Origin of the sequence: Microcoleus sp. CAWBG58, assembly GCF_020883045.1 — a bacterium.
Taxonomy (GTDB): Bacteria; Cyanobacteriota; Cyanobacteriia; order Cyanobacteriales; family Microcoleaceae; genus Microcoleus.
The window spans coordinates 15215-30563 of the sequence record NZ_JAHRFA010000050.1 but is presented as its reverse complement, the minus strand read 5'-3'; the positions used below and the strand labels follow the sequence as shown (position 1 = coordinate 30563).

Annotated in this window: 10 protein-coding genes; 5 read left to right on the top strand and 5 right to left on the bottom strand. The window is 46.3% G+C overall.

From position 1 onward, the window contains the following. Nucleotides 1-134: 134 nt before the first annotated feature. The 3 genes from QZ918_RS20945 to QZ918_RS20935 are packed head-to-tail and all read right to left on the bottom strand — an operon-like array spanning nt 135 to nt 2625. Nucleotides 135-1373, bottom strand: a complete 1239-nt coding sequence (locus QZ918_RS20945; RefSeq protein ID WP_293338124.1) for a COP23 domain-containing protein — start codon at nt 1371-1373, stop codon at nt 135-137. Nucleotides 1374-1375: 2 nt separating this feature from the next. Next, nucleotides 1376-2035 carry a S1 family peptidase gene (locus tag QZ918_RS20940; protein WP_293338123.1) on the bottom strand — a complete coding sequence of 220 codons (660 nt, stop codon included), beginning with the start codon at nt 2033-2035 and terminating at the stop codon, nt 1376-1378. Nucleotides 2036-2046: 11 nt separating this feature from the next. Continuing rightward, a complete protein-coding gene (locus tag QZ918_RS20935) occupies nt 2047-2625 on the bottom strand; it encodes a COP23 domain-containing protein (RefSeq protein WP_293151012.1) in 579 nt (192 codons plus the stop codon). Between the two features lie 816 nt (nt 2626-3441). On the opposite strand from QZ918_RS20935, the gene QZ918_RS20930 reads away from it, so the two are divergent. Together QZ918_RS20930 and QZ918_RS20925 are read left to right on the top strand one after the other, a co-directional pair. Then, nucleotides 3442-4047, top strand: a complete 606-nt coding sequence (locus QZ918_RS20930) for a hypothetical protein (RefSeq protein WP_293338122.1) — start codon at nt 3442-3444, stop codon at nt 4045-4047. A gap of 89 nt (nt 4048-4136) precedes the next feature. After that, complete coding sequence (locus QZ918_RS20925; RefSeq protein ID WP_293338121.1) at nt 4137-5513, top strand: cytochrome P450; 1377 nt, start codon at nt 4137-4139, stop codon at nt 5511-5513. A gap of 808 nt (nt 5514-6321) precedes the next feature. Here QZ918_RS20925 and QZ918_RS20920 read toward each other — a convergent pair. Then, the gene (locus QZ918_RS20920) at nt 6322-6609 is read right to left on the bottom strand and encodes a hypothetical protein (protein ID WP_293151021.1); all 288 of its coding nucleotides are present in this window, start codon (nt 6607-6609) and stop codon (nt 6322-6324) included. A 498-nt stretch (nt 6610-7107) separates the two neighbouring features. Here QZ918_RS20920 and QZ918_RS20915 point away from each other — a divergent pair, with 498 nt between their 5' ends. The 3 genes from QZ918_RS20915 (at nt 7108) to QZ918_RS20905 (ending at nt 9505) form a co-directional block, all read left to right on the top strand. Beyond that, nucleotides 7108-7368 carry a MoaD/ThiS family protein gene (locus tag QZ918_RS20915; RefSeq protein WP_293151024.1) on the top strand — a complete coding sequence of 87 codons (261 nt, stop codon included), beginning with the start codon at nt 7108-7110 and terminating at the stop codon, nt 7366-7368. A gap of 410 nt (nt 7369-7778) precedes the next feature. Next, entirely contained in the window at nt 7779-9077 is a 1299-nt protein-coding gene (gene thrC, locus QZ918_RS20910) for a threonine synthase (RefSeq protein ID WP_293338120.1), read from the top strand. Between the two features lie 152 nt (nt 9078-9229). Then, nucleotides 9230-9505, top strand: a complete 276-nt coding sequence (locus QZ918_RS20905) for a MoaD/ThiS family protein (protein WP_293151030.1) — start codon at nt 9230-9232, stop codon at nt 9503-9505. A gap of 133 nt (nt 9506-9638) precedes the next feature. Here QZ918_RS20905 and QZ918_RS20900 read toward each other — a convergent pair whose 3' ends face one another. Further along, entirely contained in the window at nt 9639-15080 is a 5442-nt protein-coding gene (locus QZ918_RS20900) for a trifunctional serine/threonine-protein kinase/ATP-binding protein/sensor histidine kinase (protein ID WP_293338119.1), read from the bottom strand. Nucleotides 15081-15349 lie beyond the last annotated feature (269 nt).

Sequence of the window (15349 nt, the reverse complement as noted above, 5' to 3'; positions counted from 1 at the left end):
GTAAGGTTCGTAGTGCGGACTTCAGTCCGCTTTCTGCTGCGGACTGAAGTCCGCACTACAAACTGTAAGGTTCGTAGTGCGGACTTCAGTCCGCTTTCTGCTGCGGACTGAAGTCCGCACTACAAACTGTTTCTTTAGGGATCGGCAATATCTACATCTAGTCGTTCCCCAAGATTAATATAAATCGGAGCGCCACTTTCAAAAAGAGACGGTCTAGCCTTTTGATTCGCCAGCCAAACAAAGAAAGTGCTAAGTGCAGGAGCCGGATCTTGATCTCGGCGCAACGTGTAGATCAAACCTTCGCACGGCCCGTTAATCCGGCTGCTCGTGCAAATCGCTTTTTGATTGTTTACCATACCGACAGTGACATAATTAAGCTGTTTGTTGCGGTTATAATTATCCAGGCGTTGAGTCACTTGTTGACAGCGAGTCAGAGGATCGTAGCCAGCACTAGAAAAGAAATTAGAATTCCAGCGAATCCAAGGCTCTCTAAACCCTTGGGGATTTTGATATACAGTCACTGGTTCTCCCGTTGAGGTATCGCACACAAATCCCCCCCGCTGGAGATTCGGTTGAGTTTGGGGAGAGCTGCGGTCGATCGCAATATTGCTGAGAATATCAAACCCGTTAGGTAAGATTTGCGATCGCAACGCCGTAAAAGCATCGATCGGGATGGCGGCATTCAACCCGGTTTTAATCTCCTCAATCTGACCGTTCCACTGGCTCTTCACCGTACCGACAGTATCTCCCTGGCCGTGAATTCCTACAACTCTGCCATCAGCATCAAATACAGGCCCCCCGCTCATCCCACGTCTTGTGACAGCTTGATAGCGCAGTCCGTACCCCGACGATGCGCGACCGACGCGAGAAGAGATAATACCAGCAGTAAATTCGAGTTTTCTTTCAGATCCAGAGGCGATCGGGAGCGGATAGCCAGCAACGTAAATAGTAGAACCAACAACAGCACGTTCCGATTCGCCGATCGGCGCTACTGGATACCGATCGCGACTCTGAAACTGGATCAAGGCTAAGTCTATATCGCGATCGTTTTTCGGCAGTCGCTGTATTCTGATTGCTGTATAGCTTTTTTCCGAATGAGTGCGAATGCTGTATTCTTGGGCGAGACTTGCCACTACGTGATTCGCCGTCAGAACAGTGTAAATATTCCCCTGTTTAGCAATAATTACTCCTGAGCCACCAGCCGCAAAACCCAGCGTGTTGTTCACTTCTACAGTTGTGAACATCGCTAGCTCCGCAACTTCTTGGGCTGTTTTAGCACAAGCAGCATATTGTGGGCCGACAATTGCTGCCGCCACTACTGCACCGGTCAACATGACCGTTAGGGCATCAAACCGCAAACCCCACGAATTCATCGCTAACTCTCCAGATGAGACGAGACGAACTGCAAATATGTACTGATAGGAATTCCCCAACTAGATTTAACCATCTTTTCCAATAATTCCGGCGTCGGTTCACTTCCATCTTCAAAAGCATAGACGCCAAAACCGGGATCTCGATACTTACCTCGACCGTTAATCCCAACCAAGAAACCTTTGGCATTAAAAATCGGGCCACCGCTCATGCCAATTTTAACCTCATTTGTATAGCCCAAGCTATAGCCTTCAGGTAAAGATTTTGGCAGCAGCAGTTCTACAAACCCCTGGGCTACGGCCAACGCCCCAGTCTCCGCAGGGAATCCGGCCGCCAGTAGCGGCTCTCCCACCGCTGGCGGCCGGGCACCAATCGGCGCTAATTTATATTCGATCGCGCTGCTAAATTTAACGATCGCCAGATCGGTATCGCCCAGTCGCTGCGGAACTCCCAACAGTTGGTGGATCTGGCCGTCGCTCGTGATAATTGTACGATCGCCCTTGTCGAAAGCCACAACGTGCCAGCTCGTCAACACAGTATAGGTTTGTCCCTGGCGTTGGACGATCGCCCCAGAACCCGAGGATTTCGAGGTTTTGATGCGTATCGTCGCCTGCCGCGCCAAATTTTCCACTTCACCCCCGGGAATTGGCAATGAGATTGGCAATTTTCCACTCTTTACCGCAGTTCCGAGGGCCGAGAAAAAGGGGGCAGTTGCGCCCTATCGCCCATATTTTCCCCTAGTTTTTCCCCTAGCTTTTCTCTCACATCAATGTAAGGAATTTGGCTGCTTTCCTCCGTAGAGGGCATCCCCACCTGTCCTTGACGCCAAGCTAACAAATTATACAAAGAGCCGATCGGGTCTTGGCCGGGCCGCAGGGTATAAATCAAATTTTGGCACACACCATTGACTTGATTCGCCGTGCAGATGACATTTTGGCCGTTCATCTGACCAACGGTAATGTACCTCAGCATTCGGTTGCGGCGATAGCTTTCGAGGCGTTGGCTGACCAATTGACACCGAGTTGCCGGATCGTAGCCCGAACCGGAAAAATAATCAGAAGTCCACTCAATCCAAGGCTCTACTGCACCTTGAGGGTTTTGGTACAGCGTCACCGGCGCACCTGTCGAGGTGCTGCACCAAAATCCGCTTTCCCCCACTGTCGGCCGGGCATAACTTGGCGCAGAAGCCGCTGTCAGAGCGCACAGGGCGATCGCTGCTGTCGCCAAAACTTTTGTTAATTGCTGTTCGATCATGTTTTCGCTCGATTTTTAGTAGATTTGTTACAAAAAGCACCTTATTCTGCGATAATAATCTTGATACGCAAGTTAATTAGAGATCCGGATCACACCAAATTTCAGCTCGAACTACTGCACATCAGAAACTCGGAATCATGGCCGACTCTCACAGGTGCAGCTCTAGGGAAACCAGTTTTTTTGTACTTCAGTTTGCTGAAATCTTCTGTATGTTGTTCGCTACTTGCACAGTCCTTATCGCGGTGCTTTCGGCACGGTTGTTGAACCATGCCACAATACGTGGCAAGAGTCTAAATTCTGTCGTCATTACTACTAGCAAACTCAAGCTTTCGCCAACCAGAAAGAGGCTGTTACCTCAGACCTTGGAATAGCTAAATTTGCATGGGGTACATCACACCACTGACAAGGTATTTGATCTAACTTGTGATTTAAATCGCGAGGTCGATCTGCGGAGATACGGAGACGGCAGGGTTGCACCAATGAGGGGAGACACCCCTCTTGTGTAATCTAACACTAAAATAAAGGTATTAGCAAGCAATATTTCGGACATTTTTGATTGCCGACCGTAGAATAAGGGTTTCATGGCGATCCTCTGCGAGGGCTACGCTAACGAGGCACACGATATGCTTTCGGGTAAATCAAGGATTTCAGACTGTGCTCTAAAAACTGTCCGGACTATTAAACAAGAACTCTGAACTTGTTTTTATCTTCGTACTGCGGAAATACTTCTAAGTGAGTGTAATCAGGGATTAAGTGCTTGCTACCACCAAAATTCTGCCCGACCTACACAGACGTTTAGTTGAGTATTAAAAAGTTATGAACCTTATCTGCAAACACTTCGGGTATTTAGCGACTGGATTAATTTTGATCGGGGGTAGCAGTTGTTCTAGCTACGATGCAGCAGCTAAATCAGCCGAAAACCAGAGCCAACCCTCAGCAAGCAGCCATCAGTTCCCACACCTACAGCTAACGGGCAATAAACTTGATAGTCGATCGACCCCACCGGAGCCCTCTAACTCTGTTAGCTCGGTTTTACCGAATACCAAAGTACCAGAAACCACAGCTACAGTTACGGTTTATGAGGTAGACAATCTTTGTCAAAGTCTCAAGCCAGCAACAGTTACAGGCCCAGACAACCAGTTAATGTCATCGGCCGTTAATGAAGTATTAAAACAGGAGATTTTCGCTAGTCTGGGTTTAGTTGGTTATCGGCTTAAAATCGATCGCGACCTCGGCATCGCTACCGTAGATTTACGGGCCTCGGGGAATTCGCGCCAGAAATTGCAAAATCTGTCAAGCTGTCAGATGTTAGGTTTGTTCGGGGGCGTGCGCCAAACCTTAACCAGTTATGCTCCTTGGCAAATTAAAACAGTCCGTTTTACAGAGCTCGGACAGGACATTGTGAGTACCGTTCGAGAATAATAGTCTTAAAATTATGGGAGAGCGTATAGCCTGTTTCTACGTATTTCCTATGGATGTTGCCCGCGCCTTGTAACACCAACACAATTTTTATGACCCTACCTGACGGCCCCAAAACTCCCCGCTTCTTGCAGCTAATTCAATGGATTGGCGATCCGCTGACATACATGGACGCCAACGCCAAAAAGTACGGGGAGATTTTCACGACTCGATGGGGCAACCTTGAACCCTTCGTGATGATCCACAACCCGCAAGCGATCCAGGAAATGCTCAACAGCAAGGCGCTTGATGCTCCAGGCGATATCAACGGTATTCTCAAACCAGTCCTGGGGGAACAATCGATGATTGTAATCTCCGGAGAAAAGCACAAACGGCAACGTCAATTATTGATGCCACCCTTTCACGGGGAACGGATGCGAAACTACGGCCAGCAAATTTGCGATATCACCCAAGATGTTGCTAGCAAGTGGAAGGTCGATCGACCTTTTGTCGCCCGCACAGCCATGCAGGAAATCACCATGCGGGTAATTTTGCAAGTAGTCTTCGGACTGAATGAAGGGCCGCGGTTGCAGCAACTTTCCCCGCTGCTGGCTTCAATTATCGATATGACCGGATCTCCGGTGCGATCGAGTATCCTATTTCTGCCCTGGTTGCAGCAAGATTGGGGCCCTTGGAGTCCTTGGGGACGCATGAAACAGCAGCGCCAAAAAATTCACGCTCTGATGGACGGCGAAATAGAAGAGCGCAAACAGCAACCAAATGCCGATCGCACCGACATTCTCAGCTTAATGATGGCCGCCCGCGACGAAAACGGCGAACCAATGACGAAGGTCGAATTGCGCGACGAATTAATGACGCTGTTGTTTGCTGGCCACGAAACCACAGCAACAGCCCTAGCTTGGGCCTTTTACTGGATTCACAGTTTGCCCTCGGTACGCCAGAAACTGCTGCAAGAATTGGACAGTTTGGGCGAAAACCCCGACCCAATGGAGATTTCCCGCTTGCCTTACCTGAGTGCAGTTTGTCAAGAGACACTGCGAATTTACCCAGTGGGAATGCTGACATTTCCGCGAGTAGTGCGGGAACCCATGGAACTAATGGGCCATCAACTCGAACCGGGTACGGTGGTTTTCGGCTCAATTTATTTAACCCACCGCCGGGAAGATTTGTATCCAGAACCGCTGCAATTCAAGCCTGAACGGTTTTTCCAGAGGCAATTCTCGCCTTACGAATATTTGCCCTTTGGGGGCGGTAGTCGCCGTTGTATCGGCTTAGCGCTGGCGCAGTTGGAAATGAAACTGGCGATCGCAACCATTTTGCGCGATTTCGACTTAACCTTGGCCGAGAAAAAGCCCGTACAAGCCAAACGCCGAGGGGTGACTTTAGGGCCGGCGGGCGGTGTGCGGATGACCTTGCTGGGGCGGCGGATGTGGCAGCAGATGCCTGAACCTGTTGCTACTGGGGTTTGAACTCGCAGCACCCAAGCCGGGGCGCAGCCATGGCACTTTTGCTCTTTGAATGCAAACAATTTAGGCCGATCGGGCGATCGACCCGCCCATTTTTGGTAGCACAGGCTACACAAAAATAGCTAGAATCCTTAACCTGCAACCATCACCCGCCCTCAAATTTCAAAATTCCCGTCTAAAATAGTAGAAGCCTTGCAAACATACCCAAAAAGTAAAAGTGGGTGATTGCAATAGTCCTCTTGATATTTATAAGACTTGCCTGCCATACTTTAAAAACATATGCATACCCTGTTATTCAGCAAAGGTCGGAAGCGTGTTGGCAATGCCAGCAATCTTCCGGCCTCTTTATTTTTTGGGGTACCCAAAACCTTCGGCTAGAGACGCAGAAGGCAAGTCAAAAGTATAAATTCTCGTTATCTTCTCATCTCCCATTTCCTCAATTAGAGTGGTTTTGCCTCCAATTGAAAAAGCATCCGGCAGCAAGTTTAAGGAATTACTGTGGGTGATTGCAATAGTCCTCTTGATATTTATAAGGCTTGCCTGCCATACTTTAAAAACATATGCATACCCTGTTATTCAGCAAAGGTCGGAAGCGTGTTGGCAATGCCAGCAATCTTCCGGCCTCTTTATTTTTTGGGGTACCGAAGACCTTTGGCTAGAGATACCGAAGGCAAGGCAAAAGTATAAATTCTCCCCCTCTCCTCAATTAGAGTGATTTTGCCTCCAATTGAAAAAGCATCCGGCAGCAAGTTTAAGGAATTACTAAGGAATGATTAATAACTTGTTAAACAATCTCCTTGTGCACCCGATCTCAATCTTCTGTTTTGAGAAATTCCGATACCGAGACAGACTTGGGGAGGCTCTCGATATCTTGAATTTCGCTTTCATGGGCAAAAAACTCGACTTCTTTGTCATCAATCTGGATCTGATAGCTAGCGGTAGCAGTCACAATCCGCCGCTTTTTTTTATCTTCTATTAAAACCCAACACACCACAGGCCTTACCCACCTCTCAACGTGCTGGCTTTGCTTCGTACTTCCAAAGGCATACCAGCCTTTAGCTTCAATAATTTGAAGCACTTTAAAATCGTTATTTGGCATAAATATCTCGATCGCGTTAACTTGACTATTATTCTGAGATCGAAGGGCACGCTTCCTAAGCGGAGCAAAGCTTTGGAAATTATAAGCTGGACTGGACAACCAGATTTTTAGTCGGGAATCAGCCAGTTAGCAGAGCATAGTCTGCTTTGTTACTCGCTAAAGTTAGTTCGATATTTTGCTACTCTCCCACAATTACGGAGAAGTATGGATATCGCATCCTTAAAAATTAGTCTTGTCGTCAGCTCAACACCAGCAAACTCAATCTTCGCTAGCTACATTTAAGTGAATGCCAATTGCTTCTAATGCCTGGTTGGTGAAACCGATCGCCATACAAGGCTCTTCGGATTTTATGCTGCAATCAACTCTCATGTTTACTAGATAGGGTAAAACTTAACTAAAGATTGCCGCTTTCAATTCTAAGCCGGGAGTGTGCGTATTTCTCAATTAATTGTATGGTGTAGTTGATAATTGCCCAACTGTCGATCGCACAAAACAGCCGTGTCTAACTCTTCAATTACCATCACCGTTAAACTATTCGCCGCCTTCAGTGAAGCCTACGGCGTTTCGGAACTTACACTAGAACTTCCTCCCGAAACCCCAGTATCTGAAGTGCTCGAAAGCTCGATCGCCCAATACCCTCAATTAGAACAGTGGCGCGATCTTACTCGCTTCGGCGTCAACCTAGAATTCGTCTCCCCCGACACCATCCTCCAAGACGGCGACGAAGTTGTACTCATCCCCCCCGTCAGCGGTGGGTAATAAGATTTTGGATTTCCTCAAGGTACGTTGTTGCGCTTCAGCGCTCTTTCATAGATATAAAGAAAGAGCGCTAAAGCGCAACTACGTACCTTTTCTTTAAATTATGAGAGTTGTGTCCAGGACTTACCCAGCAAAAAAACTTTATAAATTTTTGAAATTAGTTTTGCCACCAAATCATTCTTGAGTTCGGTTAATTGAGATAATTTTCCTCTGGGCCAGCATTCCCCAGCAAAGCTTGAAACCCTTTCTGAGAATAAGATTGAAGACAATCAACTAACCTCCAATTTTGGATAAAAAACTGCCAAAAATCAATCCCGACTAAAAAAATCGGGTATGGTTGACGGGGTAGATCGAGCGTGCTAATCTTTCCTAAGACTTAAGAAAACATCGCAAAACTAGAGAGTTGAGCTATGACCCAGGCGACCAGAACCCAATCCACAGCAGCAACCTTCACAGCCCTCAAATGTAAAGAATGCGGCGAAGAGTACGAACTCCAAGCCAAGCACGTCTGCGATTGCTGTTTTGGCCCGCTAGAAGTCAAGTACGACTACGAAGCTATCCGCCGCCGCGTCACTCGCCAAACCATCCAAGCAGGCCCCAACTCAATCTGGCGCTACCGCGAATTTTTACCAGTCGCTACAGAAAACGTCATTGATGTCGGTACCGGCATGACTCCTCTGGTCAAGTCCCACCGCTTAGCGCGCCGCCTCGGTCTCAAAAATCTTTACATTAAAAACGATGCGGTGAATATGCCCACTCTGAGCTTTAAAGACAGAGTGGTGTCAGTTGCCCTCAGCCGAGCGAGAGAATTGGGTTTCACCACAGTATCCTGTGCCAGCACCGGTAACTTAGCTAACTCCACCGCGGCGATCGCCGCCCACGCCGGACTAGATTGCGTAGTCTTCATCCCCTCCGACTTGGAAGCAGGCAAAGTCCTGGGCACCCTGATTTACAATCCGACTGTGATGGCAGTTCACGGCAACTACGACCAAGTTAACCGCCTCTGCTGCGAAGTAGCCAATACACACGGCTGGGGATTTGTCAACATCAACTTGCGTCCCTACTACTCCGAAGGCTCGAAAACCCTCGGCTACGAAGTCGCCGAACAACTAGGCTGGAAATTGCCCGATCACATCGTCGCCCCCCTCGCTTCCGGCTCCTTGTTCACCAAAATTTATAAAGGCTTCAACGAATTCACCGAAGTCGGCTTGGTTGAAGGCAAGAAAGTCCGGTTCAGCGGCGCTCAAGCTGACGGCTGTTCCCCGATCGCCCAAGCATACCGCGAAGGTCGCGATTTCGTAACACCAGTCAAACCGAATACAATTGCTAAATCGATCGCGATCGGCAATCCAGCAGACGGAATGTACGCCCTCGACATCGCCCGCAAAACAGGCGGCAACATCGAATCCGTCAGCGACACCGAAATCATCGAAGGCATGAAACTGCTAGCAGAAACCGAAGGCATCTTCACCGAAACCGCAGGTGGCACCACGATCGCCGTCTTGAAGAAACTGGTAGAAGCAGGTAAGATCGACCCCGACGAAACCACTGTCGCCTACATCACCGGCAACGGCTTGAAAACCCAAGAAGCAGTTCAAGGTTACATCGGCGAACCCATCACCCTCGAACCAAAACTCGAAGCCTTCGAGCGCGCCCTCGAACGGGCCCGGACACTCGAACGTTTGGAATGGCAGCAAGCTTCTGTTTAATAGTTATTGGTCATTAGTCATTAGTCATTGGTCATTAGTTATCAAGGTGTTGACTGATGACAACTGACTGCTAACAACCGAGAACTGAGTTGTGACTAATGACTTTTGACTGATAACTACTGACTACTGACTACTGACTAAGGACTAAAAAAATGACTGTCAAAGTTTTAATTCCCACTCCCCTGCAAAAATTCACCAACAATCAAGCCACAATAGAATGCGGTGGTGCAAACATTTCCGAACTGATTGAAGCGCTAGAAACAAATTGTCCCGGCATCAAAAAAAGCCTGTGCGACGAACAAGGAGCACCTCGCAGATTTTTGAACTTCTACGTCAACAGCGAAGACATCCGCTTTTTGGAAGGTACGGAAACTGCTCTTAAAGATGGTGATGAAGTGAGTATTGTCCCAGCCGTTGCTGGTGGTTGATTTTTAACCGCAGATTTGTCAGATAAACGCTTGGGAACGCAGATATTTTTTAAATCTATCTGCGTTTGTTTTTGGTTAAAATCAATTTTTATTGATAAAATTTAACACTAAAAAAGCCGATTTTATGAATAGGTTATTTTCGATCGTCGATCGGCAAAGTCAATACAAACTCTGTTCCTGTTCCCAGTTGAGAATTTACCTCGATCGCACCTTGATGCTTTTCGACAATAATCTGACGGGCGATCGCCAATCCCAATCCCGTTCCTTTTCCGACACCTTTTGTAGTAAATAAATGGTCGAATATCCGAGTTTTAAGTTCTTCAGGCATACCAGGGCCGTTATCGGCGATCGCAATTTTTACTCCCTCGTTTTCTACCCTTGTCTGAATGGTAATTTGATTCGGATTAGCTTGAATTTCGGCAAAACTCCGTCCTAAATTAGATTCATCAAGCGCATCGATTCCATTCGCCAAAATATTCATAAACACCTGATTTAACTGTCCGGGAAAACAGGTGATTTCTGGAATATTACCGTAATCTGTAACGACTTCAATAGCGGGACGATTGTGGTTAGCTTTGAGACGATGGCGCAGAATCAGCACGGTGCTATCGATGCCGTCGTGCAGGTTGAATTTTTGCTTAGTATCGCTATCGGCACGGGAGAAAGTGCGGAGACTTTTGCTGATGGATGTAATGCGATCGCCTCCATCTTTCATCGCCCGAATTAACTTCAGCAAATCTTCTCGAACATAGTCTAGATCGATCGCTTCCAATTCGTCTTCAATGTCCGCACCGGGTTGAGGGAATTTTTCGCGATAGAGATCGATGACACCTAACAAGTCATTGATGTAATCTTGGGCTGCACCGACATTGCCGACAATACAACCAATTGGATTATTAATTTCGTGAGCGACTCCAGCTACTAAGTTCCCCAACGCTGACATTTTTTCGCTTTGAACCATTTGGAGTTGAGCTTGTTGAAGTTCTTCTAACGTTTGCTGAACTTGGCGATAGAGACGAGCATTTTCTAAAGCAATTGCAGCTTGACTTGCTAAGAAATTGAGGAGGATGAGGCGATCGCTCGTAAAGACACCCCTCGTATATCTATTTTCTAAATATAAAATCCCCGTCAAATTCCCCCGATCTATAATCGGCAAACACAGGACGCTTTTAGGCTGATATTGTTCTAGATAAGGATCGATCGCCATCGGAAGATCGGTTTTGAGGTTGTCTAGAGCGATCGGTTCTAATGTATTTTTGACGTAGTAAATCAGTTGAACGGGAAGCGCCCGATTGTCTTCTAGAGGTACAGTTTGCAGTGTCGTTTGTTGTAAATCGGCAATTGCCCGCACAAACCATTGCTGATTCTGAAACAGCATCAATGCACATTTATCTGCACCAGAATTTTCCAGCATGGTTTGAGTTAGAGTTTGGATTAAATCGTCGAGTTGAATCGTGCTAGATAGGGATTGAGAAACTTTCAGGAGTGCAGCAAAATCTAGAGTGTTATTGAGGCTGGTACTGGAAGAACTTTTGCTGTGAGAGGAGTGAATGGAGTAAGTGGAACTGGAAATGCTGGCTAGGCTTTCTAAAACCGTCAGAGGTTTGGTGGCTTGTTGCAGGATAGGTTGAAGGAGTTGGGGATAGCGTTGTTCGAGATCGTTGGTTTTGGCTTGAGCACCCCATTTAGCGTAGCAGTAGTAAGCCTCTTGCATATAAGCTGCGGCGACTTTTTCCTTACCCCAATTGAGGTAGAATTTAGCAGCCAGTTCGTTGGCGAGGGCTTGTTCGTAGCCATAGTCTTGAGCTTGAGAGCGAGCAATAGATTGTTCGTAAAAATCGATCGCTTCAGAGATTTCCCCTTTAATTCTGGCTTTTTCTGCTTGGAGCAGTAGATTTTTGTGAAGAATATTTTCTGGACAATACTCACCCCAATGTTTCAACTTCTCTTCTAAAATAACAAAGGCTTGCCAATAATCCTTTGCTTCAGTTTTTTGACTCGCATTTTCAAACAGACTTAAAAGCATTAAGGCAACATAAAACACGCTAGATGGAAGTTTGGCATGACTGGGAATTGTCTCTTCAATAATGCTTAGTTTAGGAATTAGACCTGCATATTCAGATTTTCGGTCGAATAAGTAAGCATGGCGAATTTTAACAGAATAGAACCAAGCTAGATGATAAGCAACATTTCTGTACTTCTGTAAATATTCCGATTCACTAAAATTCTCGTCATCAAAGGTAAACGGCGTGTTGGTAAGACCCAAAAGCTGGCGAATGGGTTGTCGGACTCCCACAATTAAAGCATCCAGATTTTCTAAGCTTTTAATTTGACCGAGAAAATCAACATGGATCTGGACAATTGCATAGAGATCGTTTAAGTTTTTACCATAGGTGAGGCGATCGGAGCCGCTTTGCATCATCATAAAACTAACAGTCAGCCAATTCCCAGCATCCATGCCATATTTAAAGGCATTGTCATAGTAAGGATCGGCTTCTCGCAGGTGACTGCTCCAGCTATGGACATCAGCAGCAAACAGGAAATTGGTCATTCCTCGAACATCAGCATTGTCAAATTGTTGGCAAAGTTGTACAGCCATAGCACCAAATTGGTAAGCCTGTGCTGCATTTTTGAGTAAAGCATTAGCAATTAAGCCATAACCGACATAGCCGAAGGGAGACATATCGCTATTGCCATATTCCAAGGACAGGGTAGTCATTTTGGCGAGTGCCAGTAATGCTAATGTGGGTTGACCATCTAGCCATGCTGCATAAAAAAGAATTTGCAATATCCGCAACATTTCTGCGATATTTTCATCCGTCATTGTACTCAATTCAAGAATCGATTCTATTGTTTGGTATTCCAGAAATCGAGTCACGATCGCAATTTGTGCATCGAGGCTAGTCTGGATGCTCTCTTGATTGTTTGGCACTATCCAGTCCAACAGTTGCAGGCTTTGGCGTTGAATCTCTATTGCTTCAGCATTGCGTCCCTGAAGCTGATATTGAGTCATCTGGACTCGATAAATTACCGCTTTGTCCACTGGGGTTTGAGCTTGGGCGAGAGCGATCGCGTAGAGGGCTTCTGCTCGCTCGAAATTACCGCAGAGATACGCTGCTTCTGAGCCTTCTCGGTACAAACCATAGATCGATACATAGTCGCTTTGCCAAGCTTCGGTTGGTAATATTTCAATACCAATTTCACAATAGTTTTGAGCAGCTTGATAGGCGGCTGATAGTTTTGCTTTTTGTCCAGCCTGTAGGTTTAATTGCGCTAATTGTTGCCTTTGTTCTAACTTAGAGATCGTAGCTCTACCTAAATTTAATTGATTGACAATATTGAAGATACGATCTGCCTGTTCTCGTTGAGATAATTTCTGCTTTAACAAATGACCGATTCGCCAGTGCTTTAATTGCTTGCGATCTTCAGGGATTAGAGAATAAGCTGCCTGCTGAACGCGATCGTGCAAGAATTTATAAGCAACGACAATCTCATCACAGCGATCGATCTCATCAGAATCATTCGACTGAAAAAACTTGTAAGTGTCGTTAATCGGAACGATCGACCCTTCTTGCAATGCTTTCCATAAATCAGTCGCTGTATCGACTTGAGATTTTTCCGAAACGATCGCCAACGTATTCAAATCAAAAGAGTTGCCAATACAAGCCGCTAATTTCAATACTTCCTGCGTCTGAACTGGCAGTTTCTGCAACTGCAATGCCATGAACTCCACGACATCATCCGTTAATGATAATTGTCGGACTGAAGTCAGGTCGCATTGCCAGTAACCCAAATTTGGCTCAAACTCAATCCAACCGTCCTCATACAGTGCTTTGAGAAACTGGGCGGTAAAAAAGGGATTTCCTTGGGTTTTCTGATATACCAATTGCGTCAGATGTTTCGCTAATTGTGGGGGACAACTGAGGGTATCTGCCACTAAATTATTGACGGTTGCTTCTGAAAGAGCTCCCAGCGTAATCGTATTAATAATTGAGTGGCTCTTCTGAATTTCATCCAGCATCAACATCAATGGATGTGCTGGAAACACTTCGCGATCTCGATAAGCACCGAGCAGGAGTAAATATCCGGCATTGGCTTCACTCATCAACAATTTCAACAAGTTGAGCGATGCCAAATCCGCCCATTGTAAATCGTCGAGAAACATCACTAACGGATGATATTTCGTGGTGAAAATTTTGATGAATTTCTGAAACAGTAAATTGAAACGATTTTGGGCGGCACTCCCAGACAGTTCTGGAACGGGAGGCTGCTGCCCGATAATCCGTTCGAGTTCGGGAATGACTTCGATAAGGACTCGGGCATTCTCTCCTAATGCTTGGAGAATTTTTGCCTTCCAACTCGCCAATTGAGTATCGCTTTCGCCGAGTAATTGTCCCATGAAATCCCGAAAGGCTTGGACAAATGCCGAGAAGGGAATATTGCGATTGAATTGGTCGAATTTGCCTTTGATGAAATAGCCGTTTTGCCTGGTAATCGGCTTGTAGACTTCGCTGACAACTGCTGTTTTACCGATGCCAGACAATCCCGCTACTAGCATCATTTCGACCCCCCCTAGCCCTCCCGAAGTTCGGGGGGGAGTGGCGGCGCGATTCTCCTTCGGAGACGCTACGCGATCGAAGGCATCTAGTAATATTTGAACTTCGGCTTCTCTGCCGTAAAGTTTTTCGGGAATCATGAAGCGATCGCACAAATCTCTTTGTCCGATTTCAAATGTTTCAATTTTGCCCGTTTCTTGGAATTGGTTCAGGCAAATCTCTAAGTCATATTTTAAACCCAATGCACTCTGATAGCGGTCTTCGGCATTCTTCGCCATCAGTTTCATCACGATATCTGCTACAACTGAAGGCATTTCTTCGCTGTTACCTAATGCAGGCGGCATTTTCGCGATGTGGCAATGCACCAATTCCATGGCATCAGATGGCTCGAAGGGCAATTTGCCGGTTAATAATTCAAATAGCGTCACTCCCAAAGCATAGAAATCGCTGCGGTAGTCAATTCCCCTGTTCATCCGTCCGGTTTGTTCTGGAGCTAAATACGCTAAAGTACCTTCAAGGACGTTGGGATTTTTAATTTCTTGGGTTTCTTTTGATAAGAGCGAAGCAATAGAAAAGTCGATTAATTTAACTTGTTGTGTCTTTGGATGGATGAGAATGTTGGCAGGTTTGATGTCTTTATGAATAACCCGATTTTGGTGTAATTCGTGGAGAATTTGGGCTACTTGCACTGCGATTTCTAATACTTGTACGATCGCCAGCCTCCGATCGCGAGTATAGTCTCGCAGCGAAACGCTGCCGCAGTCTTCCATTATCAAGGCATAAGTGTTGCCTGAGGATTCTAAGCTGTAGGGGCGAATAATGCCGCTCAGATTCAGATTTTTGGCGATCGCGTACTGATTCCGAAATTGTAACAATTCGCTGAAAGTCGGGTAGGGGTTAGCCAGGAATTTGATCGCCACGGGCTGGTTGTCAGATGATCGGACTCCTCGATAGACTAGGGTTCTCGTCCCTGTGTAAATAGCCGGCCCGATTTTATAGCCCGACAACACTACAGTCATATTTATCACACCTCGATCGCACAAATTCTGATTATATAATAGCGGTCGGGGAATGAAAGTGTGTTTGACGGCGCTCGTTTTTAAGTATTAATACTTATTTTTTAAACTGCGATCGGCAGTAGGATTACGATCGAGAATTGGTAATAGGTAATGCCCTATACTCCATGCCCCATTACCCTTTACCGCTCAGTTCTCTTAATATATCTAATTGAGATTTTCGAGTTTATTCGCAATAGGTTTCTAATTTCTCCACGGGAGCGTGGGAGCGG